Annotated in this window: 11 protein-coding genes, 1 tRNA gene and 3 rRNA genes; 3 read left to right on the top strand and 12 right to left on the bottom strand. The window is 66.7% G+C overall.

All coding sequences use genetic code 11. The annotated features are described in order from the left end of the window. Window positions 1-106: 106 nt before the first annotated feature. From Scani_RS02285 to Scani_RS02295, 3 genes are all read right to left on the bottom strand, one after another. The gene (locus Scani_RS02285; protein WP_246295446.1) at window positions 107-2,890 is read right to left on the bottom strand and encodes a DNA translocase FtsK; all 2,784 of its coding nucleotides are present in this window, start codon (window positions 2,888-2,890) and stop codon (window positions 107-109) included. A 92-nt stretch (window positions 2,891-2,982) separates the two neighbouring features. Further along, window positions 2,983-3,642: a response regulator gene (locus Scani_RS02290; protein WP_018092947.1), complete on the bottom strand. Its 660-nt coding sequence runs from the start codon at window positions 3,640-3,642 to the stop codon at window positions 2,983-2,985. Window positions 3,643-3,897: 255 nt separating this feature from the next. Next, window positions 3,898-9,408 carry a HAMP domain-containing protein gene (locus Scani_RS02295; RefSeq protein ID WP_159469529.1) on the bottom strand — a complete coding sequence of 1,837 codons (5,511 nt, stop codon included), beginning with the start codon at window positions 9,406-9,408 and terminating at the stop codon, window positions 3,898-3,900. 292 nt (window positions 9,409-9,700) lie between these two features. On the opposite strand from Scani_RS02295, the gene Scani_RS02300 reads away from it, so the two are divergent. Beyond that, window positions 9,701-12,346 carry a SpoIIE family protein phosphatase gene (locus Scani_RS02300; RefSeq protein WP_246295447.1) on the top strand — a complete coding sequence of 882 codons (2,646 nt, stop codon included), beginning with the start codon at window positions 9,701-9,703 and terminating at the stop codon, window positions 12,344-12,346. A gap of 242 nt (window positions 12,347-12,588) precedes the next feature. Here the strand turns inward: Scani_RS02300 and Scani_RS02305 are convergent. The 8 genes from Scani_RS02305 to thyX all read right to left on the bottom strand — a co-directional run bounded on the left by Scani_RS02305 (window position 12,589) and on the right by thyX (window position 23,032). Next, window positions 12,589-12,664 (bottom strand) — tRNA-Thr (locus tag Scani_RS02305). 63 nt (window positions 12,665-12,727) lie between these two features. Continuing rightward, entirely contained in the window at window positions 12,728-13,405 is a 678-nt protein-coding gene (locus Scani_RS02310; RefSeq protein ID WP_159469531.1) for a DegT/DnrJ/EryC1/StrS family aminotransferase, read from the bottom strand. Between the two features lie 116 nt (window positions 13,406-13,521). Next, window positions 13,522-13,638, bottom strand: a 5S ribosomal RNA gene (rrf, locus tag Scani_RS02315). Window positions 13,639-13,729: 91 nt separating this feature from the next. Beyond that, a 23S ribosomal RNA gene (locus Scani_RS02320) occupies window positions 13,730-16,852 on the bottom strand. Window positions 16,853-17,154: 302 nt separating this feature from the next. Continuing rightward, window positions 17,155-18,683: ribosomal RNA gene (locus tag Scani_RS02325) — 16S ribosomal RNA — on the bottom strand. The 16S, 23S and 5S rRNA genes sit together here, the layout of an rRNA operon. Before the next feature lie 694 nt (window positions 18,684-19,377). Continuing rightward, complete coding sequence (locus Scani_RS02330) at window positions 19,378-21,063, bottom strand: ribonuclease J (protein WP_159469532.1); 1,686 nt, start codon at window positions 21,061-21,063, stop codon at window positions 19,378-19,380. Between the two features lie 114 nt (window positions 21,064-21,177). Beyond that, on the bottom strand, window positions 21,178-22,077 hold the full coding sequence (dapA, locus tag Scani_RS02335) for a 4-hydroxy-tetrahydrodipicolinate synthase (RefSeq protein ID WP_159469534.1): 900 nt from the start codon (window positions 22,075-22,077) through the stop codon (window positions 21,178-21,180). A gap of 196 nt (window positions 22,078-22,273) precedes the next feature. Continuing rightward, complete coding sequence (gene thyX, locus Scani_RS02340; protein WP_159469536.1) at window positions 22,274-23,032, bottom strand: FAD-dependent thymidylate synthase; 759 nt, start codon at window positions 23,030-23,032, stop codon at window positions 22,274-22,276. Between the two features lie 232 nt (window positions 23,033-23,264). Between thyX and Scani_RS02345 the strand changes: the two genes are divergently transcribed. Beyond that, window positions 23,265-23,504: a hypothetical protein gene (locus Scani_RS02345; RefSeq protein WP_159469538.1), complete on the top strand. Its 240-nt coding sequence runs from the start codon at window positions 23,265-23,267 to the stop codon at window positions 23,502-23,504. A 101-nt stretch (window positions 23,505-23,605) separates the two neighbouring features. Further along, entirely contained in the window at window positions 23,606-24,163 is a 558-nt protein-coding gene (locus tag Scani_RS02350) for an SCO5741 family PH domain-containing membrane protein (protein WP_159469540.1), read from the top strand. Between the two features lie 47 nt (window positions 24,164-24,210). On the opposite strand, the gene Scani_RS02355 is transcribed toward Scani_RS02350, so the two are convergent. Then, complete coding sequence (locus tag Scani_RS02355) at window positions 24,211-24,666, bottom strand: tetratricopeptide repeat protein (protein ID WP_159469542.1); 456 nt, start codon at window positions 24,664-24,666, stop codon at window positions 24,211-24,213. Between the last annotated feature and the right edge of the window lie 5 nt (window positions 24,667-24,671).

Here is a 24,671-nt window from a genome sequence, read left to right on the forward strand (position 1 = left end):
CTGGGGCTCGATGGTGAAGCATCGTTCCCTCATCTCCCTCAACTTGACGTATCAGCAGGAGAAACGGTTGCTTTCTTCTCGCGTCCGTGTGACCCGGATGTCTGTGCTACTCCGTAGCCTCCCCCCGGATCACCGCCAGCACTCCATCCAGCTCATCAGGCTTCACAAGAACGTCACGTGCCTTGGAGCCCTCGCTCGGCCCGACGATGGTGCGCGACTCCATCAGGTCCATCAGCCGGCCGGCCTTGGCGAAGCCCACCCGCAGCTTGCGCTGGAGCATGGAGGTCGACCCGAACTGGGTGGAAACCACCAGCTCAGCGGCCTGGCAGAGCAGATCGAGGTCATCGCCGATGTCCTCGTCGATCTCCTTCTTCTTGGCCGTGCCGACGGTGACGTCATCGCGGAAGACCGGCGCCATCTGGTCCTTGCAGTGCTGGACGACGGCCGCGACCTCGGCCTCGGTCACGAACGCGCCCTGCATACGGACCGGCTTGTTGGCGCCCATCGGCAGGAACAGCCCGTCGCCCTTGCCGATCAGCTTCTCGGCACCCGGCTGGTCCAGGATGACCCGGCTGTCGGCGAGCGAGGAGGTGGCGAACGCGAGCCGGGAGGGCACATTGGCCTTGATCAGACCCGTGACCACATCCACGGACGGACGCTGGGTGGCGAGCACCAGATGGATGCCCGCCGCGCGGGCGAGCTGGGTGATGCGGACGATGGAGTCCTCCACATCGCGCGGGGCGACCATCATCAGGTCCGCCAGCTCGTCGACGATGACCAGCAGATACGGGTACGGCGCCAGCTCGCGCTCGCTGCCCTCGGGCGAGCTGACCTTGCCGCTGCGCACCGCTTCGTTGAAGTCGTCGATGTGCCGGAAGCCGTAGGCCGCGAGGTCGTCGTAGCGCAGGTCCATCTCGCGCACCACCCACTGCAGCGCCTCGGCGGCCCGCTTGGGGTTGGTGATGATCGGCGTGATCAGGTGCGGGATGCCCTCGTACGCGGTCAGCTCGACGCGCTTGGGGTCGACCAGCACCATCCGGACGTCCTCCGGCGTGGCCCGCACCATGACCGAGGTGATCAGGCAGTTGATGCAGGAGGACTTGCCGGAACCGGTGGCACCGGCCACCAGGACGTGCGGCATCTTCGTCATGTTGGCCATGACGTAGCCGCCCTCGACGTCCTTGCCGAGCGCCACCAGCATCGGGTGCTCGTCGCCCGCGGCATCGGCCAGCCGCAGCACATCGCCGAGGTTGACCATCTCGCGGTCGGTATTGGGGATCTCGATGCCGACCGCGGACTTGCCGGGGATCGGGCTGATGATCCGGACGTCGGGGCTCGCCACGGCGTAGGCGATGTTCTTGGCCAGCGCGGTGATCTTCTCGACCTTGACGGCCGGCCCGAGCTCGACCTCGTAGCGGGTGACCGTCGGACCGCGGGTGAACCCGGTGACCGCGGCATCGACCTTGAACTCCTGGAAGACCGTGGTCAGCGCGGTCACTATGGCGTCGTTGGCGGCGCTGCGGGTCTTGCCGGGACCGCCGCGCGCGAGCAGGTCCAGCGAGGGCAGCGAGTAGGTGATGTCGCCGGACAGCTGGAGCTGCTCGGCGCGCGCCGGCAGCTCGCCTGACGGCTCCGGCGGCGCCTTGGTGAAGTCCGGTACGGCCGGGGTGTCCTCGGCCGCGGACGGCTTCCGCTCCGCCCCGCGGGCCGGCGGCACCGTGCCGCTCTCCCCCGCGGTGTCCTCGCCGTCGTGTACCCGGTGCTCCCCGGAGACGCTGCTGCTGAGCCCGGCGACGAGCGGGGACGGCTGGACGCCGTGCAGCACCGCGCCGTCCAGCGCCGCCGCGGCCGCGGCCGCCACATCCACCGCGTCCATCGGCCGGTCCGCCGCGGGCTGTACGGAAGCCCGGCGCGGGCGGCGCCGCTTGGCCAGGGCCGCTTCCTCTATCGCCTCCGGGCCGCTCGCGGCCGGCGCGGCGGCGCCGCGGCGCGACGTACGGGCGGGCTGCTCGCGCCACTCCTCCGCATAGTCCTCGACCTCGTCGAAGTACTCCTCGGGCTCGGGCTGCACCACGCCCAGCCGGACGCCGAGCGCGCGCAGCCGCTGCGGGATGGCGTTCACCGGCGTCGCGGTGACCACCAGCAGCCCGAAGAGGGTCAGCAGCGCCAGCAGCGCCACGGCCAGCGTCTGCCCCACGGTGAAGATCAGCGGCTTGGACGCGACCCATCCGAGATAGCCGCCCGCGTCCTGTATGGCGGCCAGACCGTCGTCCCGGCCCGGCGATCCGCACGCCATGGCGACCTGTCCCAGGACACCGACGACCAGTGCGGACAGCCCGATGACGATCCGGCCGTTGGCCTCCGGCCGCTCGGGGTGCCGGATGAGGCGGATCCCGATACCGCCCAGCAGTATCGGGACGACCAGGTCGAGCCGGCCGAACGCCCCGGTCACCAGCAGCTCGACGAGATCGCCGACCGGGCCGCTGAGGTTCGACCACGTCCCGGCCGCGATGACCAGTGCCAGGCCGAGCAGCAGCAGCGCCAGCCCGTCCTTGCGGTGCGCCGGATCGAGGTTCTTCGCGCCGCGGCCCATGCCCCGGAACACCGCCCCGATGGCGTGCGCGAGCCCCAGCCAGCAGGCACGGACGAGGCGGTAGACACCGCCGGTGGGTGACGGCGCCGGTCGCGGCGCGGCCTTCTTGGCCGGAGCCTTCTTGGCAGGGGCCCTCTTGGCCGGCGCCTTCTTCGCGGCCGCGGTCTTCTTGACCGGCGGCTTCGCGGGCGCCTTCTTCGCGGCGGTCTTCTTGGCGGCGCCCGCGGTCCGTCCGGCGCGCTGCTTCGAGGGGCCCGCCGCGCTCTGGGTTCCCTTGCCGGACGTACGTGAGGCCATGGCGACGAGATTACAGGCGAACGCGGGCATCACACGAGCGCACGGCACTTCACCCGAACGTGTCGCACGCCCGCCTCATGAAAGGGCATCAGTCACCCCGCGGCGCTGCCCGACCCCGGTTCCAGAGCATCCAGCGCCCGGCGCAGACCGGTCAGTTTGCGTTCCAGATGAGCCGCCGTGGCGACCGCCGCCGCATCCGCCGTCTCGTCCAGCTGCTTGGACAGCGCCTCGGCCTGTTCCTCGACCGCGGCCAGCCGCGCGGAGAGCTCGGCGAGCAGCCCCGCGGACTCCCGCGCCTCGTCGGCGCTCGGCCGCCCGCCCTCGAGCTGGAGCCTCAGCAGGGAGGCCTGCTCCCGCAGTTGGCAGTTCTTCATGTACAGCTCGACGAACACCGAGACCTTGGCGCGCAGCACCCAGGGGTCGAACGGCTTGGAGATGTAGTCCACCGCACCGGCCGCATAACCGCGGAAGGTGTGGTGCGGGCCGTGGTTGATGGCCGTCAGGAAGATGATCGGGATGTCGCGGGTGCGTTCCCGCCGCTTGATGTGCGCGGCGGTCTCGAAGCCGTCCATTCCCGGCATCTGCACATCGAGCAGAATCACCGCGAAATCGTCCGTGAGCAGTGCTTTGAGCGCTTCCTCCCCGGACGATGCCCGCACCAGTGTCTGATCGAGCGCAGAGAGGATCGCCTCCAGCGCCAACAGATTCTCCGGCCGGTCATCGACCAGGAGGATCTTGGCCTTCTGCACCATGGCCCGTCCTCCTCGCCCCGGCATGGAACCGGACGCCGCCCCAGGGGACGACTCCGTCATGCCGCCCGTCCTTGTGCCGGTCATGGTAGCTGCACCCCGCCTGTCGCCACACCCTGTCACCGCGATGTCACTGTGCACGTAGCAGAAACGCAGACAGAGACCAGAAGGTTCCCCGAATCCTGCGCTTCCACACGTCCACGGCGACACTGAGTCAGCACGCGATGATCCTCTTACGCCTCCATACTGGACGCTCCCTCACTCCGCGCGCATCCATTGCTCCATGACCGACAACAGATGATCGGTATCCACCGGCTTGGTCACATAGTCGGAGGCTCCGGAGTCGATGCTCTTCTCCCGGTCGCCCTTCATCGCCTTCGCGGTCAGCGCGATGATGGGCAGTCCGGCGAACTGCGGCATCCGGCGGATCGCCGCCGTGGTCGCATAGCCGTCCATCTCCGGCATCATGATGTCCATCAGGACCAGCACGATGTCGTCGTGCTGCTCCAGCACCTCGATGCCCTCGCGCCCGTTCTCCGCGTACAGCACCGACAGACCGTGCTGCTCCAGGACGCTGGTGAGCGCGAAGACGTTACGGATGTCGTCGTCGACGATCAGCACCTTCTCGCCGTGGAAACCGCCCTCGAAGGCGGGCTCCACCAGATCCTGGCCGTTGCCGATCCAGGGCTCCTCCGCAGGCTGCTGTGCGACCGGCTGCGGCGGCGCCTGAGGCGCCGGGGGCGGTGTGGCGGCCGGCGGCCGCCCGGGCAGCTCGAAACGGCGCTGAGAGGCCGAAAGCGCCCGGCGGCGACGCCGGTTGAGGCTGCCCCCGGAGCCCTGCTCGAACTCCGGCTGCTCCTCGGCCTCCTGCCGTCCGACCTCCGTCTCGCGCGCCTCCGCGTCCATCGCGATCCCGCCGGCCACCAGCTGCGGGTAGCCCTGCGGCGGCAGCCCGCCCGGGTTGTGCGGGAGGTAGAGCGTGAAGGTGGAACCGCGGTTGGGCTCGCTCGCGGCGTGGATCTCGCCGCCCAGCAGCCGGGCGATCTCCCGGCTGATGGACAGGCCCAGGCCCGTGCCGCCGTACTTGCGGCTGGTCGTGCCGTCGGCCTGTTTGAACGCCTCGAAGATGACCCGCATCTTGCTCGACGCGATGCCGATACCGGTGTCGGTCACCGAGAAGGCGATCATGTCCGCGTCCGGGTCGCGCAGCGAACCGTGCTCCAGCAGCTGTTCCCTGATGGCCACCGGGACGTCCGCGCCGGCCGGCCGGATCACCAGCTCGACGGCGCCGCTGTCGGTGAACTTCACCGCGTTGGACAGCAGGTTGCGCAGCACCTGCAGCAGTCGCTGCTCGTCGGTGTGCAGCGTGGCCGGCAGTTCCGGGGAGACCCGTACGGAGAAGTCGAGTCCCTTCTCCGCGGTCAGCGGCCGGAACGTGGCCTCCACGTAGTCGACGAGCTGGACCAGCGCGATGCGCGTCGGGCTGACGTCCATCTTTCCGGCCTCGACCTTGGACAGGTCCAGGATGTCGTTGATCAGCTGGAGCAGGTCGCTGCCGGCGCCATGGATGGTTTCGGCGAATTCGACCTGCTTCGGGGAGAGGTTCCCCTCGGCGTTGTCGGCCAGCAACTTGGCCAGAATCAGCAGGGAGTTCAGCGGCGTGCGCAGCTCGTGCGACATGTTCGCCAGGAACTCCGACTTGTAGCGCATCGAGACCGCGAGCTGCTCGGCGCGCTCCTCCAGGACCTGCCGCGCCTCCTCGATCTCGGTGTTCTTCACCTCGATGTCGCGGTTCTGCGCCCGCAGCTGCTCGGCCTTCTCCTCCAGCTCGGTGTTGGACAGCTCCAGCGCCTTCTGCCGGCTCTCCAGCTCGCCCGAGCGCTCCTTGAGCTGTTCGGTCAGCTCCTGCGACTGCTTGAGCAGCACCTCGGTCTTGGTGTTGACCGAGATGGTGTTGACGCTGGTTGCGATCATCTCGGCGATCTGGCTGAGGAAGTCCTTCTGGATCTGGGTGAACGGCTGGAAGGACGCCAGCTCGATCACGCCGAGCACCTTGTCCTCGAAGAGCACCGGCAGCACGATCACATTCGCCGGCGGCGCCTCGCCCAGTCCGGAGGCGATCTTGAGATAGCCCGACGGGACGTTCTCCACCAGGATGGTGCGCCCCTCCTCCGCGGCCGTGCCGATGAGCGTCTCGCCCGGCCGGAAGGTCGTCGGCATCCCGCCCATGGCGTAGCCGTACGAGCCCATCAGCCGCAGCTCGTACGCACCGGCCTCGCCGCCGTCCGCGCCGATCTCCCGGCTGTCGGGCTGCGCGGCGAGGAAGAACGCGCCGTGCTGGGCGGAGACCGCGGGCGACAGCTCGCTCATGATGAGCGTGGCGACGTCCTTGAGGTCGCGGCGGCCCTGCATCAGACCGGAGATCCGGGCGAGGTTGCCCTTGAGCCAGTCCTGTTCCTCGTTGGCGAGGGTGGTCTCGCGGAGCGTGGAGATCATCGTGTTGACGTTGTCCTGGAGCTCCAGGATCTCGCCGGCCGCGTCCACGTCGATGCGGACGTTGTGATCGCCGAGGGTGACCGCCGCGGCGACCGCGGCGATGGCGCGCACCTGACGGGTCAGGTTGCCGGCCATCTCGTTCACCGACTCGGTCAGGTCCCGCCAGGTGCCGGCCACGCCGCGCACCTGCGCCTGCCCGCCCAGCTGGCCTTCCGTGCCCACCTCGCGGGCCACTCTGGTGACCTGCTCCGCGAAGGACGACAGCTGGTCGACCATGGTGTTGATGGTGGTCTTCAGCGCGAGGATCTCGCCCCGCGCGTCGATGTCGATCTTCTTGGTCAGATCACCCTTGGCGATGGCGGTGGTGACCATCGCGATGTTGCGGACCTGGCCGGTCAGGTTGTTGGCCATCGAGTTCACGGACTCGGTGAGGTCCTTCCACGTCCCGGCGACGCCGGGGACGCGGGCCTGACCGCCCAGGATGCCGTCGGTGCCCACCTCACGGGCCACCCGGGTGACCTCGTCGGCGAACGACGACAGCGTCGTGACCATCGTGTTGACCGTGTCGGCGAGCTGCGCGACTTCGCCGCGCGCCTCGACCGTGACCTTCTTCGTCAGGTCTCCGTTGGCGACCGCCGCCGAGACCTGGGAGATGTTGCGCACCTGGATGGTCAGGTTGTTGGCCATCAGGTTCACGTTGTCACTGAGATCCAGCCAGATGCCGGTCGCGCCCGGCACCCGCGCCTGGCCGCCCAACTGGCCCTCGGTGCCCACCTCGCGGGCCACCCGGGTCACCTGCTCGGCGAACGACGACAGCTGGTCGACCATCGTGTTGACGGTCGTGACCAGTTCGAGGATCTCGCCCTTGGCATCGACGGTGATCTTCTTGGACAGATCACCGCGGGCCACCGCGGTCGTCACCTCGGCGATGTTGCGCACCTGCGAGGTGAGGTTGTTCGCCATGAAGTTGACGGACTGGGTGAGGTCCTTCCAGGTGCCGCTGACGCCCTGCACCTCGGCCTGGCCGCCCAGGATGCCCTCGGTGCCCACCTCGCGGGCGACCCGGGTGACCTGCTCCGCGAACGAGGAGAGCTGGTCGACCATGGTGTTCAGGGTGTTCTTGAGCTCCAGGATCTCGCCCCGGGCGTCCACGTCGATCTTCTGCGACAGGTCACCGCGCGCGACCGCCGTGGCGACCTGCGCGATGTTGCGGACCTGGGCCGTCAGGTTGCCGGCCATGCCGTTCACCGAGTCGGTCAGATCGCGCCACACGCCCGCGACGCCCGGCACCTGCGCCTGACCGCCCAGCCTGCCGTCCGTACCGACCTCCCGGGCGACCCGGGTGACCTGCTCGGCGAAGGCGGAGAGCTGGTCGACCATCGTGTTGATGGTGTTCTTCAGCTCCAGGATCTCGCCGCGCGCGTCCACGTCGATCTTCTGGGACAGGTCACCACGGGCGACCGCCGTCGTCACCTGCGCGATCTGCCGCACCTGGGAAGTCAGGTTCCCCGCCATGAAGTTGACGGAGTCGGTCAGTTCCTTCCAGGTGCCGCTGACGCCGTCCACCCGGGCCTGACCGCCCAGCCGGCCCTCGGTGCCCACGTCCCTGGCCATCCGCGTGACCTGGTCGGCGAACGAGGACAGCTGGTCCACCATGGTGTTCACGGTGTTCTTCAGCTGGAGCATCTCGCCGGAGACGTCGACGGTGACCTTCTGCGACAGATCGCCGTTGGCGACCGCCGTCGTCACCTGGGCGATGTTGCGCACCTGCCCGGTCAGGTTGCGGAAGGCGGTGTTCACGGAGTCCGTGAGGTCCTTCCACGTCCCCGCCGCGCCCGGGACCGCCGCCTGGCCGCCCAGCTCGCCCTCGACACCGATCTCCCGCGCGACGCGCGTCACTTCGGCGCCGAACGAGGACAGCTGACCCACCATCGTGTTGACGGTGTTCTTCAACTCCAGCATTTCACCGGCCACATCGACGGTGACCGTCTGGGACAGATCACCGTTGGCGACCGCCGTCGTCACCTGCGCGATGTCCCGCACCTGCGCCGTCAGGTTGCGGAAGGCCGTGTTCACCGAGTCGGTGAGGTCCTTCCACGTCCCGGCCGCGCCCGGCACCTGCGCCTGACCGCCGAGCTGGCCCTCGGCGCCGACCTCGTTCGCCACCCGCGTCACTTCGTCCGCGAAGGTGCGCAGCGTCTCGGTCATGGTGTTGATCGTGTCGGCCAGCTGCGCGACCTCGCCGCGTGCGCTGACGGTCACCTTCTGCGACAGGTCACCGTTCGCGACGGCGGTGGTGACCTGCGCGATCCCGCGTACCTGCGCGGTGAGGTTGCCGGCCATGAGGTTGACCGAGTCGGTCAGGTCCTTCCACACGCCGGCGACGCCGGGGACCTGTGCCTGGCCGCCGAGTTCGCCCTCCGTGCCGACCTCGCGGGCGACGCGCGTCACCTCGGAGGCGAAGGAGGAGAGCTGGTCCACCATCGTGTTGACGGTGTTCTTCAGCTCCAGCATCTCGCCGGAGACATGGACGGTCACCTTGCGCGACAGATCACCCTTGGCCACCGCGGTGGTGACGAGAGCAATGTCACGGACCTGCGCCGTCAGCCGGGACGCCATGGTGTTGACGGATTCCGTCAGGTCCTTCCACGAACCCGACATTCCGCGCACCCGGGCCTGCCCGCCGAGCTTGCCCTCCGTACCGACCTCGCTGGCCACTCTGGTGACCTCGTCGGTGAACGCGGAGAGCTGGTCCACCAGCCCGTTGACCGTCCGGCCGACCTTCAGGAATTCACCCCTCAGAGGGTGCTCCGAAGAGCTGTCCGAACTGCGCGACCGCAGATCCATCCGCTGTTCCAGGTCACCCTCGGAGACCGCCGACAGCACCCGCCCCACCTCGGAGACCGGCCGTACGAGGTCGTCCACCAGGGCATTCGAGGCGTCGATGGCCGCGGCCCAGGAGCCCTCGGCGGCGCCGACCTCCAACCGCTCCGTGAGTTTTCCCTCACGCCCGACGACCCGGCGCACCCGCGTCAGCTCGCCCGTGAGGTGCAGATTGCGATCCGCAACCTCGTTGAAGACCGCCGCGATCTCCGACATGACGCCATCGCCGGAAACCGTGAGCCGCTTGCGGAAGTTCCCGTCCCGCATCGCGACCAGAGCGACCAACAGCCGATTCAGCGCAGCCGTATCCACCTCGGTCGTCCCGTTGTTCCGGGATCGTCCGCCTTTCGCGCGCGTGCTTGCGCCCCGCGCCGCTGCGCCAGACTCCACCGTGTCCCTCCCGCAAGGGTCGACCGTTCTACCCGGGCTTTCTCTTGATACTTGCCCAGTGTTTCACCATGGCTCAACCAGGCCATAACAGTTCGGCAGCATCGCACACCGTCCCGGTGCACGATTGGGGCGGAAACACACGTGACCGGCATCCTCGGGTGCGGCGAAGGTAAGTAACCTGGCATACGGCTGTCCACCCGCCCCGGCCATCGAGCACGGGCGGGGTGCACGCACAACAGGTTTATTTCGGAGGGGCGCCGCGACCATGGGGGAGCAGATCACCGACACACGCATGAGGAGACCAGTGATCACCGCGCGGGCCGCCGCAACATTCGAGCCGGTCGGGCGCTCGGTCGCCACTGCCCGTGCATTCGTCCGCGACACCCTCCAGGGCTGGGGCTGCGCCGACATCGTCGACGACGCCGTCGTGCTGACCAGCGAGCTGGTCACCAACGCCGTGGTGCACGCCGGCACCGCCGCCGACGTGCTGTGCCTGCGCAACGACGAAGGCGTCCGGATCTCCGTCGCCGACCGCTACCCCGAACGGGAGATCCCGCTCCAGAACGCCGGACAGGTCGTCGTCCACCCGGACCGCGAGGGCGGCCGCGGACTGCTGCTGTGCGGCGCGCTGGCCACCCGCTGGGGCGTGGAGTACACCGCCGCACAAAAACACGTATGGTTCCAGCTCGACCTCCCCGAGCGCCCCGCGGGCACCCGCTCCGCAGGCCCTGCCCTCCCGGTGGACGCCCTCCCGGTCGCCGAGACCCGCGTCCGCGTCGCCGTGATCCAGATCGACCGGGGCGGCTGCATCAGCTTCTGGAACGAAGACGCCCAGGACCTCTTCGCCTACGACCCCGAGCAGGTCATCGGCAAACCGCTCACCGACTTCGCCGCCTGGCCGCACACCCCGGGGACCGGCACCGGCATCGTCGAGGCACTCCAGCTCTCCCGCTGGGAGGGCTCCTACGGCATCCGCGGCTCCGACGGCCGGGTCGTCCCCGTCTACGCCTCCCACCTGCGCGTCCGCGACGCCGACGGCGAGGCCTCCACGGTCTGCCTCCTGGTGCGCGACCACGAACGCGCGATCCTGCAGAGCCCCCAGCGCACCCCCGCGCCGGACTCCGCCACCCAGGCCGCACAGTCCGAGGGACGCTCTTCCGACCCGTTCGAGGTCTTCATCGGCTCCCCGGCCCCCGATGACCTCGACGGTCTGCTCCAGCGCACCGTCGAGCGCGCCCGCGACATGCTCGACGGCGACGCCGCCTACCTCCTCCTGGCCACCGACGACGAGACCGAGCTGGAGGTCCGGGCCTCCACGGGCCTGCCCTCCGCCCGCCAGCGGTTCGCCCGCGTCCCCGTCGAGGCCGGATCCGGACGCTACGGCTCCGCCCGGATGCCCGCCGTCCACGAAGACCTCACCGCCGTCCCCGGCGCCGTCCCCCTCCTCAGCGGCACGGGCATGCGCTCGGTCGTCACCGTCCCCCTCAAGGTCGAGGGCCGGCTGACCGGCTCGCTCGGAGTCGCCGCGGAGGGCGCCGGCCGCTATACGAACGAAGAGGCCCTGCGGCTCCAGTTCGCCGCCGACCGCATCGCCCTCGCCGTCGAACGCGCCCGCCTCACCGAGCTGGAGAAGCTGCGCCGCGGCTCCCTCTCCTTCCTCGTCGAGGCCTCCGACCTGCTGGCCGGCACCCTCGACCGCGACCAGACGCTGGCCCTGATGGCCCAGATGACGGTCCCCACCCTCGCCACCTGGTGCGCCGTCTACACCGTCGCCGACCAGACCTCCGAGCCCGAGCTGTCCTACGTCCTGCACGAGGACGAGGACCGGATCGACGGCCTCAAGACGCTGCTGATGAAGGTGGACCCGCCCGAGCCGGTCCCCACCCCCGGCGCCCGCGTCTGGACCGCCCCCAGCGACGCCGCCCACGACGCCGCCCTGCGCACCTCCATGCGCAGCCTGGGCCTGGGCAACTCCGCCCGGCCCTCCACCGGACCCGGCGCCACCCTCGCCACCGCCTCCGCCGTCGGCGGCGAAACCGTCGTCCTGCCACTGGTCGCCCGCAACCGCGTCATCGGCATGCTCACCCTCGGCAAGCCCACCGAGGAGCACTTCCGTCAGGAGATCCTCGAACTCGCCGAGGACCTCTCCCGCCGGGCCGCCCTCGCCCTGGACAACGCCCGCCTCTACTCCGAGCGCACGGCCATCAGCCAGTCGCTCCAGCGCAGCCTGCTCCCCCCGGAGCCGCTGCCCGACATCCCCGGCGTCGAGGTCGAGGTCATCTACCGCGCGGCCGGCGAGGGCAACGAGGTCGGCGGCGACTTCTACGACCTCTTCCCGATCCGCGACGGGGCCTACGGCTTCGCCATCGGTGACGTCTGCGGCACGGGCCCGGAAGCCGCCGCCGTCACGGGCCTGGCCCGGCACGCGCTGCGCCTGCTGGCCCGTGAGGGCTTCGGCGGCCCCGCCGTCCTGGAGCGGCTCAACGCCGCCATCCTCGACGAGGGCGCCCGCAGCCGCTTCCTGACGCTCCTTTACGGCGAGCTCTGGCCGCAGGACGACGGCAGCGCCGTCCTCAAGGTCGTCTGCGCCGGCCACCCCCTGCCGCTCCGTCTCCGCCAGGACGGGACCGTCGAGCCGGCCGCCGAACCCCAGCCGCTCCTCGGCGTCATGGACGACCTGGAGCTCTACGAACAGAACGTCACCCTCGACCCCGGCGATGTCCTGCTGTGCGTCACGGACGGCGTCACCGAACGCCGCGAGGGCACCCGCATGCTCGGCGACGACGGCCTCACCGACGTCCTGACGACCTGTACGGGACTGACGGCCGGCGCCGTCGCCGCCCGCGTGCTGCGCGCCGTGGAACGCTTCGCCGCCGAACCGGCCTCCGACGACATGGCCATCCTCGCCATGCGCGTCCCCCAGGCCCCGGCGGGCTGAGACCCGATTAGGCGGCCGACGAGCACCCCGCACAGCCCGTCGGCCGCTCCCCCGCCCCCGCGCCCTCCCTGCCTACGACACACGGCGCCCTGCCCGCCCTGCGCTGCCTCCGTCCTCAACAGCCGCCCACGGCACGCACCGTGGCTCCCCCAGATCCCCCCACCGCTGCCCCACACCGTCACGCCATGACGGCATCCGCATACGACAAAGGCCCCCGCCATATGGCGGGGGCCTTTCTCCTCTGGAGCCCCAATACGGAATCGAACCGTAGACCTTCTCCTTACCATGGAGACGCTCTGCCGACTGAGCTATTGGGGCGCGGCAACGGAATAGATATTACCCCAACTCCGCGGCAGTTTCGAACCGTCCACCGCCCGTCGCTCAAAAGGCCGGTTGCAGCAATCCGCCGAGCGCATTGCAGGCCCCGACCATCTTGTGGAGCTCCCGCCGCGACATCCCCGGATGCACGGGCAGCGCCAGCGTCTCGTCCACCGCCCGCTCGGTCTGCGGCAGGAACACATCCCGCCGCAGTCCCGGCATCCGGTACACCGGAGCCAGCACGGGCACCTTGCACGCCACGCCCTTGGACCGCAGCGCCCGCGCGAACGCATCCCGGTCTGGCCGCCCGTTACCCGGCACCCGCACCACATACTGCTCGTACGTGTGCCCCGCCGCCGGCGTCGGGGTCCAGACGCCGCTGAGCCTGCCGTCCAGGTACGACGCATGCGCCCGGCGCAGGTCCGCGTTCCCGGGGTCCGCCCCGGGCTCGTCCTCCACGAGCACCAACAGCCCGTGCCGCTGACCCACTTCACGGATCCAGCCGGCGTCCGCACGCCGGCCGAACCGGTGGATCGCCACGACCGCGGCCGTCTGACTGGTCACCACGTCCGACACCGCGGCCGGGTCCAGGCAGTAACTGTCGCCGTCCACATCGGCGAACACCGGCACCGCGCCCAACTCCAGCACGGCCCGGGCCACCTCGGCGTTGCCGTACGCCGGCACCACCACCTCGTCACCAGCACTGACACCGGCCGACTTGAGTGCTCCCACTGTCCGCATACAACGGATCCTGGTCAGGTGAGATGAACGTCGAGTTACACCCACCACCCGAAAATCAGAACAAAAAAGCTCCGGTCCCTGAACCACGAAGGTTCAGGGACCGGAGCTGAATGATTGTTCGGCGGCGTCCTACTCTCCCACAGGGTCCCCCCTGCAGTACCATCGGCGCTGAAAGGCTTAGCTTCCGGGTTCGGAATGTAACCGGGCGTTTCCCTAACGCAATGACCACCGAAACACTATGAAGTTAACCAACCCGGCATACTGCATCTAATCAAATACAGTCAGGTCGTTACTTCAGAACCTACACAGTGGACGCGAGCAACTGAGGACAAGCCCTCGGCCTATTAGTACCAGTCAACTCCACCCGTTACCAGGCTTCCATATCTGGCCTATCAACCCAGTCGTCTACTGGGAGCCTTAACCCCTCAAAGGGGGTGGGAGTACTCATCTCGAAGCAGGCTTCCCGCTTAGATGCTTTCAGCGGTTATCCTTTCCGAACGTAGCCAACCAGCCATGCCCTTGGCAGGACAACTGGCACACCAGAGGTTCGTCCGTCCCGGTCCTCTCGTACTAGGGACAGCCCTTCTCAATACTCCTACGCGCACAGCGGATAGGGACCGAACTGTCTCACGACGTTCTAAACCCAGCTCGCGTACCGCTTTAATGGGCGAACAGCCCAACCCTTGGGACCGACTCCAGCCCCAGGATGCGACGAGCCGACATCGAGGTGCCAAACCATCCCGTCGATATGGACTCTTGGGGAAGATCAGCCTGTTATCCCCGGGGTACCTTTTATCCGTTGAGCGACGGCGCTTCCACAAGCCACCGCCGGATCACTAGTCCCTACTTTCGTACCTGCTCGACCCGTCAGTCTCACAGTCAAGCTCCCTTGTGCACTTACACTCAACACCTGATTGCCAACCAGGCTGAGGGAACCTTTGGGCGCCTCCGTTACTCTTTAGGAGGCAACCGCCCCAGTTAAACTACCCACCAGACACTGTCCCTGATCCGGATCACGGACCCAGGTTAGACATCCAGCACGACCAGAGTGGTATTTCAACAATGACTCCACAACCACTGGCGTGGCTGCTTCAAAGTCTCCCACCTATCCTACACAAGCCGAACCGAACACCAATATCAAGCTATAGTAAAGGTCCCGGGGTCTTTCCGTCCTGCTGCGCGAAACGAGCATCTTTACTCGTAATGCAATTTCACCGGGCCTATGGTTGAGACAGTCGAGAAGTCGTTACGCCATTCGTGCAGGTCGGAACTTACCCGACAAGGAATTTCGCTACCTTAGGATGGTTATAGTTACCACCGCCGTTTACTGGCGCTTAAGTTCTCAGCTTCGCCGACCCGAAGGTCGACTAACCGGTCCCCTTAACGTTCCAGCACCGGGCAGGCGTCAGTCCGTATACATCGCCTTACGGCTTCGCACGGACCTGTGTTTTTAGTAAACAGTCGCTTCTCGCTGGTCTCTGCGGCCACCACCAGCTCAGAGTGCAAGACTCATCACCAGCAATGGCCCCCCTTCTCCCGAAGTTACGGGGGCATTTTGCCGAGTTCCTTAACCATAGTTCACCCGAACGCCTCGGTATTCTCTACCTGACCACCTGAGTCGGTTTAGGGTACGGGCCGCCATGAAACTCGCTAGAGGCTTTTCTCGACAGCATAGGATCATCCACTTCACCACAATCGGCTCGGCATCAGGTCTCAGCCTTAATGTGTGACGGATTTGCCTACCACACGGCCTACACCCTTACCCCGGGACAACCACCGCCCGGGCTGGACTACCTTCCTGCGTCACCCCATCGCTTACCTACTACCACCTTGGATCGGCGGCTCCACCACGTCCCTTTGTCCGAAGACTCCAGGCCGGCTTCACGGCCTTAGCATTAATGGATTCGATATTGGGCGTTTCAAAGCGGGTACCGGAATATCAACCGGTTGTCCATCGACTACGCCTGTCGGCCTCGCCTTAGGTCCCGACTTACCCTGGGCAGATCAGCTTGACCCAGGAACCCTTAGTCAATCGGCGCACACGTTTCCCACGTGTGTATCGCTACTCATGCCTGCATTCTCACTCGTGAACCGTCCACAACTCGTTTCCACGGCTGCTTCACCCGGCACACGACGCTCCCCTACCCATCCACACACCCGTTAGGGCTATTGCATGAATGACACGACTTCGGCGGTGTGCTTGAGCCCCGCTACATTGTCGGCGCGGAATCACTTGACCAGTGAGCTATTACGCACTCTTTCAAGGGTGGCTGCTTCTAAGCCAACCTCCTGGTTGTCTCTGCGACTCCACATCCTTTCCCACTTAGCACACGCTTAGGGGCCTTAGTCGATGCTCTGGGCTGTTTCCCTCTCGACCATGGAGCTTATCCCCCACAGTCTCACTGCCGCGCTCTCACTTACCGGCATTCGGAGTTTGGCTAAGGTCAGTAACCCGGTAGGGCCCATCGCCTATCCAGTGCTCTACCTCCGGCAAGAAACACACGACGCTGCACCTAAATGCATTTCGGGGAGAACCAGCTATCACGGAGTTTGATTGGCCTTTCACCCCTAACCACAGGTCATCCCCCAGGTTTTCAACCCTGGTGGGTTCGGTCCTCCACGAAGTCTTACCTCCGCTTCAACCTGCCCATGGCTAGATCACTCCGCTTCGGGTCTTGGGCACGCTACTCAACGCCCTATTCGGACTCGCTTTCGCTACGGCTTCCCCACACGGGTTAACCTCGCAACATACCGCAAACTCGCAGGCTCATTCTTCAAAAGGCACGCAGTCACGACTGCATGTGCAAGCACATACAGCGACGCTCCCACGGCTTGTAGGCACACGGTTTCAGGTACTATTTCACTCCGCTCCCGCGGTACTTTTCACCATTCCCTCACGGTACTATCCGCTATCGGTCACCAGGGAATATTTAGGCTTAACGGGTGGTCCCGCCAGATTCACACGGGATTTCTCGGGCCCCGTGCTACTTGGGTGGTTCTCAAACGAGCCGCTAATGTTTCAGCTACGGGGGTCTTACCCTCTACGCCGGACCTTTCGCATGTCCTTCGCCTACATCAACGGTTTCTGACTCGTCTCACAGCCGGCAGACTGCAAAAGAGAACTCCCACAACCCCAACCACGCAACCCCTGCCGGGTATCACACGTGACTGGTTTGGCCTCATCCGGTTTCGCTCGCCACTACTCCCGGAATCACGGTTGTTTTCTCTTCCTGCGGGTACTGAGATGTTTCACTTCCCCGCGTTCCCTCCACACTGCCTATGTGTTCAGCAGCGGGTGACAGTCCATGACGACTGCCGGGTTTCCCCATTCGGACACCCCCGGATCAAAGCTTGGTTGACAGCTCCCCGGGGCCTATCGTGGCCTCCCACGTCCTTCATCGGTTCCTGGTGCCAAGGCATCCACCGTGCGCCCTTAAAAACTTGGCCACAGATGCTCGCGTCCACTGTGCAGTTCTCAAGCAACGACCAGCCACCCGTCACAACCCACCGAAGTGAGCCTTTACCGGGGCCGGCATCGCGAAGGTCCAGACCATCGGCCCGTACCCTCAGATACCCAACAACGTGCCCGGCCCACCCGATCAATCCCCACGTTCCACGCCGAAGCAGTACTAGTGACAACCAATCAAGTGCGCCGAATAGTCAACGTTCCACCCATGAGCAACCAGCATCAGACATTCGCTGATGTACTGGCCTCTGACCAACCGAAGTTGGTAAGAAGTGCTCCTTAGAAAGGAGGTGATCCAGCCGCACCTTCCGGTACGGCTACCTTGTTACGACTTCGTCCCAATCGCCAGTCCCACCTTCGACGATTCCCTCCCACAAGGGGTTGGGCCACCGGCTTCGGGTGTTACCGACTTTCGTGACGTGACGGGCGGTGTGTACAAGGCCCGGGAACGTATTCACCGCAGCAATGCTGATCTGCGATTACTAGCAACTCCGACTTCATGGGGTCGAGTTGCAGACCCCAATCCGAACTGAGACCGGCTTTTTGAGATTCGCTCCACCTCGCGGTATCGCAGCTCATTGTACCGGCCATTGTAGCACGTGTGCAGCCCAAGACATAAGGGGCATGATGACTTGACGTCGTCCCCACCTTCCTCCGAGTTGACCCCGGCAGTCTCCTGTGAGTCCCCATCACCCCGAAGGGCATGCTGGCAACACAGAACAAGGGTTGCGCTCGTTGCGGGACTTAACCCAACATCTCACGACACGAGCTGACGACAGCCATGCACCACCTGTACACCGACCACAAGGGGGCGCCTGTCTCCAGACGTTTCCGGTGTATGTCAAGCCTTGGTAAGGTTCTTCGCGTTGCGTCGAATTAAGCCACATGCTCCGCTGCTTGTGCGGGCCCCCGTCAATTCCTTTGAGTTTTAGCCTTGCGGCCGTACTCCCCAGGCGGGGAACTTAATGCGTTAGCTGCGGCACGGACGACGTGGAATGTCGCCCACACCTAGTTCCCAACGTTTACGGCGTGGACTACCAGGGTATCTAATCCTGTTCGCTCCCCACGCTTTCGCTCCTCAGCGTCAGTATCGGCCCAGAGATCCGCCTTCGCCACCGGTGTTCCTCCTGATATCTGCGCATTTCACCGCTACACCAGGAATTCCGATCTCCCCTACCGAACTCTAGCCTGCCCGTATCGAATGCAGACCCGGGGTTAAGCCCCGGGCTTTCACATCCGACGTGACAAGCCGCCTACGAGCTCTTTACGCCCAATAATTCCGGACAACGCTTGCGCCCTACGTATTACCGCGGCTGCTGGCACGTAGTTAGCCGGCGCTTCTTCTGCAGGTACCGTCACTCTCGCTTCTTCCCTGCTGAAAGAGGTTTACAACCCGAAGGCCGTCATCCCTCACGCGGCGTCGCTGCATCAGGCTTTCGCCCATTGTGCAATATTCCCCACTGCTGCCTCCCGTAGGAGTCTGGGCCGTGTCTCAGTCCCAGTGTGGCCGGTCGCCCTCTCAGGCCGGCTACCCGTCGTCGCCTTGGTAGGCCATCACCCCACCAACAAGCTGATAGGCCGCGGGCTCATCCTTCACCGCCGGAGCTTTCCACCACCAGACCATGCGGTCGGTGGTCGTATCCGGTATTAGACCCCGTTTCCAGGGCTTGTCCCAGAGTGAAGGGCAGATTGCCCACGTGTTACTCACCCGTTCGCCACTAATCCCCTCCCGAAGGAGGTTCATCGTTCGACTTGCATGTGTTAAGCACGCCGCCAGCGTTCGTCCTGAGCCAGGATCAAACTCTCCGTGAATGTTTACCCGACTGCGTTTAATTAAAAACTGCGGGTCAACACACACGAGAGCGGAACAACCAGACGGAATAGGTCCGGTCGTTCACAGCGTCCTCGCTGTGTGTGCCACCCCGACCGCATGGGCCGTGGTGGGCTTTCAAAGGAACCTCATCCACCGAGGTGGACGGGGTATCAACATATCTGGCGTTGACTTTTGGCACGCTGTTGAGTTCTCAAGGAACGGACGCTTCCTTTGTTCCTGTTTCACCAGGATCTCCGGGCGCTTCCCTTCGGTCTTGCGTTTCCGACTCTATCAGATCCTTGCGGGCCCGATTTTCGCCGGTGCGTTTCCGCCTTTCGGCTTCTTCGCGTTTCCAACCTTACCAGATCCGTTTCCGTCTCCGGCCCCCTGTTGGAGCGGGGTGGCCGTCCGGCTTTCGCTTTCCGGCCTTTCCGACTCTATCAGACTCGATTTCGTTCCGTATTCCGGTTCGAATTTGGTCCGATTTCCCGTCGGAGGGGGTTTGCCTTTCGGCTGATCCGACGCTATCAGATTGCTCTGGGTCGGAATTCCTCCTGGCTTGGCGGGGGCTCCGTACGCACAGGCGTGCGGCGCTTCCCGTTCAGGAGGAGACGTAAACGTACTGGAGCGGGGCGCCCGGATGCAAATCCGCGCGCCCCGCTCCTACTTGAGTCCTGCGTACGTCCCCGGGCGTCAGACCTCGACGACCACGGGGAGGATCATCGGGCGCCGGCGGTAGTTGTCGGACACCCACTTGCCGACCGAGCGGCGGATCAGTTGCTGGAGCTGGTGCGCATCCGCGACGCCGTCCTGGGCCGCCTTGGCCAGGGCCTCATCGATCTTGGGGACCACGCCCGACAGGGCGGAGTCCTCGATGCCGGAGCCGCGCGCATGCAGGTCCGGGCCGCCGACGATCTTTCCGGTGCTGCTGTCCACGACCACGAAGACCGAGATGATGCCTTCGTCGCCCAGGATGCGGCGGTCCTTCAGATGGGTCTCGGTGACATCGCCGACCGAGAGGCCGTCGACGTAGACGTAGCCCGCCTGGACCTTGCCGGTGATCTTGGCGACGCCCTTGACCAGGTCGACCACCACGCCGTCCTCGGCGATGACGATCCGGTCCTTCGGTACGCCGGTCAGGGCGCCCAGCTCGGCGTTGGCGCGCAGATGGCGCCATTCGCCGTGCACCGGCATGAGGTTCTTCGGCTTGCAGATGTTGTAGAAGTACAGCAGCTCGCCGGCCGAGGCGTGGCCCGAGACGTGGACCTTGGCGTTGCCCTTGTGGACGACGTCCGCACCCCACCTCGTGAGGCCGTTGATCACGCGGTAGACCGCGTTCTCGTTGCCCGGGATGAGGGAGGACGCCAGGATCACGGTGTCGCCGGGGACGATCCGGATCTGGTGGTCGCGGTTGGCCATCCGGGAGAGGGCGGCCATCGGCTCGCCCTGGGAGCCGGTGCAGACCAGCACGACCTCGTCGTCGGGGAGATCGTCGAGCGTCTTGACGTCGACGACCAGGCCGGCGGGGACCTTCAGGTAGCCCAGCTCGCGGGCGATGCCCATGTTGCGGACCATCGAACGGCCGACGAAGGCGACCCGGCGGCCGTACTCGTGCGCCGCGTCGAGGATCTGCTGGATGCGGTGCACATGGCTGGCGAAGCTCGCGACGATGATGCGCTTCTGGGCGTTCGCGAACACCGTGCGCAGCACGTTGGAGATGTCCCGCTCGGGCGGGACGAAGCCCGGGACCTCGGCGTTCGTGGAGTCGGAGAGGAGAAGGTCGATGCCTTCCTCGCCGAGCCGCGCGAAGGCGGGGAGGTCGGTGAGCCGGCGGTCCAGCGGGAGCTGGTCCATCTTGAAGTCGCCGGTGTGGACGACCATGCCCGCGGGGGTGCGGATGGCGACGGCCAGGGCGTCGGGGATGGAGTGGTTGACGGCGACGAACTCGCAGTCGAAGGAGCCGATCCGCTCCGTGTGCCCTTCCTTCACCTCGAGGGTGTAGGGGCGGATGCGGTGCTCCTGAAGCTTGGCCTCGATCAGGGCGAGGGTCAGCTTCGAACCGATGAGGGGGATGTCCGGCTTCTCCCGCAGGAGGTAGGGGACACCACCGATGTGGTCCTCGTGGCCGTGGGTCAGCACGATGCCGTCGATGTCGTCGAGGCGATCCCTGATGGACGTGAAGTCCGGCAGGATCAGGTCGATTCCGGGCTGCTCCTCCTCGGGGAAGAGCACTCCGCAGTCGACGATCAGCAGCCGGCCGCCGTACTCGAAGACCGTCATGTTGCGGCCGATTTCACCCAGGCCGCCGAGGGGGGTGACGCGCAGGCCACCCTTGGGAAGCTTCGGCGGAGCGCCGAGCTCAGGATGCGGATGACTCAAAAGACTCTCCTCACCACACACGCCACGCTGCCGTCGAGGGCACGTGGCGCGCATGACATTCGTGCACTTGCTATGAGGCGGTTGTTGGTCCGTATTCAGTTGTGAAGTCTGTGATCAGAGCTGTACCCCGCCGGCGGCGAGATCGCGCGTGAGCTGTTCGGTCTCCTCGGGGGAGAGGTCGACGAGCGGCAGACGCAGCGGGCCGGCCGGCAGGCCCTGGAGGCCGAGGGCGGCCTTGGTCGTGATGACGCCCTGGGTGCGGAACATGCCGGTGAAGACCGGCAGCAGCTTCTGGTGGATCTCGGTGGCCTTGGTGACGTCGCCGTTGAGGTGGGCGTCCAGGAGGGCGCGCAGCTCGGGGGTGACGACATGGCCGACCACGGAGACGAAGCCGATGGCGCCGACCGAGAGCAGCGGGAGGTTCAGCATGTCGTCGCCGCTGTACCAGGCGAGGCCGCAGCGGGCGATGGCCCAGCTGGCGCGGCCGAGGTCTCCCTTGGCGTCCTTGTTGGCGACGATCCGGGGGTGCTCGGCGAGCCGGACGATGGTCTCGGTGTTGATCGGGACACCGCTGCGGCCGGGGATGTCGTAGAGCATGACCGGCAGGTCGGTGGCGTCCGCGATGGCCGTGAAGTGCCGGAGCAGGCCCTCCTGCGGGGGCTTGCTGTAGTACGGCGTCACCGCGAGCAGGCCGTGGGCGCCGGCGTCCTGGGCGGCGCGGGCCAGCTCCAGGCTGTGGCGGGTGTCGTTGGTACCGGCTCCGGCGACGACAAAGGCGCGATCGCCGACCGCATCGACCACCGCGCGCACCAGCTGGGCTTTCTCCGCATCGCTGGTGGTCGGGGACTCTCCGGTGGTGCCGTTGACGACGAGACCGTCGTTGCCGGCGTCCACCAGGTGGGCAGCCAGCCGCTGAGCGCCGTCGAGATCGAGAGCGCCATCCGGCGTGAACGGCGTGACCATGGCGGTCAGCACCCGCCCGAAGGGGGTCTGCGGTGTGGAAGTCGGAGCCATGGGTCCCACGCTACTCGTAGCTCACCACGGGATGCGCCTCTGGGGAGCAGGGATGTGGACTCCGGCACTGCCTGCTCGGGGGTTCAAGCAGTGCCGGGTCCGTCTGTTCAGCGTAGATGAACTTCTCAAAATGCCGCAATCCGGACACTTCGCACGTCTGTCCTGCGCGCTCCGGACAGGGCCCGCAACCTGGGCCTTACGGAGCGATCCGGCCGTTCGCATTGAATGCGCCGTACGTGAGCGGCATGAGCTCGGCCCAGTGGGCCTCCATCTGCTCGCCGACCATTTCGATCTCGCGCTGCGGGAAGGACGGCACCTTCGCCTGCTCGTGCTGGGTGCGCAGGCCGAGGAAGTGCATCAGCGAGCGGGCGTTGCAGGTCGCGTACATCGAGGAGAACAGGCCGACGGGGAGCACCGAACGGGCGACCTCGCGGGCGACCCCGGCGGCGAGCATCTCCTGGTACGCCTCGTAGGCCCGCCGGTAGGAGTCCTCCATGACGCGGCTGGTGAGCTCGTGCTGCTCGGGGGTGCCCTCGACGAATACGTACTTCCCGGGGCGGCCCTGCTGGATGAGCTTGCGGGACTCGCCGGGGACGTAGAAGACCGGCTCCAGCTGGCGGTAGCGGCCGGATTCCTCGTTGTAGGACCAGCCGACGCGGTGCCGCATGAACTCGCGGAAGACGAAGATCGGCGCGCTGATGAAGAACGTCATGGAGTTGTGCTCGAAGGGGCTGCCGTGCCGGTCCCGCATGAGGTAGTTGATCAGGCCCTTGGAGCGCTCCGGGTCCTTCTGCAGCTCCTCCAGGGACTGCTCGCCGGCCGTGGAGACCCGGGCCGCCCACAGCACGTCGCTGTCCGCGGCGCTGTGCTTGACCAGCTCGACCGTCACCTCGCTCCGGAAGCTGGCGGCTGCACTGTCGGGGCTCTCAGTGCTCTCGGCGGGGGTGTGGGACACCGGCGGTTCCTTCCGTTCGTTCCTCGTGCGCGCCCAGCCTACGGGCCGCCACTGACAGCCCGGGAAACTCGCCGTGATGCCGCGTTAGCCGCAAAACGGGCGCGTCATAGCAGCGCACGGAGCGGCCGTTGATATTTTTCACAGAAGTCCCTGAAAACGGGCACCAACTGGTCGCCACAGACGTCTAACCCTGTGACAGTGCCCACTTCGAGGTTCCTAGGAGAGCCCGCTCATGTTCCGCCGGCGAGAGCCCGTCCCGTTCGCCTTCGTTGCCGAGGCAGACCGGTTCCGCAGCAATGTCACTCCCCCGCCGCGGCAGCGCGCCTCTCGTGCGCAGCTCCTCGGCCAGTCTCTCATCACGCTGACAGTCGTGGGCGGCCTTGCCGGCGCCCTCCTGTTCGGCGTTCCCGCACTGCAGCAGGACAGCTCCGGGTCGAGCCGGGTGCATCAGTCCGAGGCCGCTCATCGCTGACCGGGCGGGCGGGGCGTGCCGCGAAGTGGTTCCGCTCCGCCGGTCCCGATAGCCTCACCGGTCACAGCTTCAGTCAGCGTGACCATGAGTGAGGATCAGCCGTGCCCCTGCCCTTCCTGACGGCCGACCGCGACCTCGATCTCGACACCCCTGCCGCGGATTCGGCCGCACTTCCGCATGACGAGCCCGACCACTGGCGCCGTCCCTACCGCCCCGGACCGTGGCGGGTGGGGGCGGCGGCGGTGTTTTTGCTGCTCGCCTCGTTCGTACTGATCTCCGCGATGATCATCGCGATGGCCGGCTCGCTGCCCGGCGCCGCGGCCTGTGCGGTGGTGGGGGCGGCCATGATCGCCGGCGCCCTGCGGCTGCTGCGGGTCGGCGTGTGGGTCAGCGCGCACGGTCTGCGGCAGGTGAACCTGCTGCGGACGACGACCGAGCCGTGGAGCGCCGTCGCCTCCGTGCGCACCCGCCAGCAGCCGGTGCGCTGGCTGGGGCTGCCGCGGACGGTGCAGGGACAGGCACTGATCGTCGAGCGGACGCAGGGCGAGCCGCTGCGGTCCCTGCTCACGGACCACAACGGCGACTTCCTGTCCCGTCCGGAGGCGTTCGAGCGGGCCGCGGACGTACTGGAGGCCTGGGCGGCGGAGTACCGCGCCTGAGGGCCCGGCGGCGCGGGACCGGCCGAACCCGCGCCGCCGGGCCCCTGCTAGGCAGCCGCTACGGGCTTCTCGTCGTGCAGGGCGATGGCGCGCTGCATCGCCTTCCGGGCGCGCGGGGTGTCCCGGGCGTCGTGGTAGGCGACCGCGAGCCGGAACCACGTGCGCCAGTCGCCCGGCGCGTCCTCCGTCTCGGCCTGCCGCCGGGCGAAGACCGCGTCGGCCGCGTCCCGGTCGATCCGGCCGCCGGGGGTCCGCGCCGGCTCGTCGGCCGGCAGGCCGCCCTCGGCCTCCAGGACGTGCGCCAGCCGGTGGGCGTCGCGCGCGAAGCGGGTGTTGTGCCAGAGGAACCAGCCGCCGATGCCCGGCAGCAGGAACGCCACCGCGCCCATGCCCATGGCAGCCGGCTCGCCGGTCATCAGGAGAAGTACGCCCTCCAGCGCCACCACACCGAACACCAGGACCAGCACGGTGGCGAGGAAGAAGTACGTGATCTTTCCGCCCATGCGCG

The organism is Streptomyces caniferus (genome assembly GCF_009811555.1).
Lineage (GTDB): Bacteria > Actinomycetota > Actinomycetes > Streptomycetales > Streptomycetaceae > Streptomyces > Streptomyces caniferus.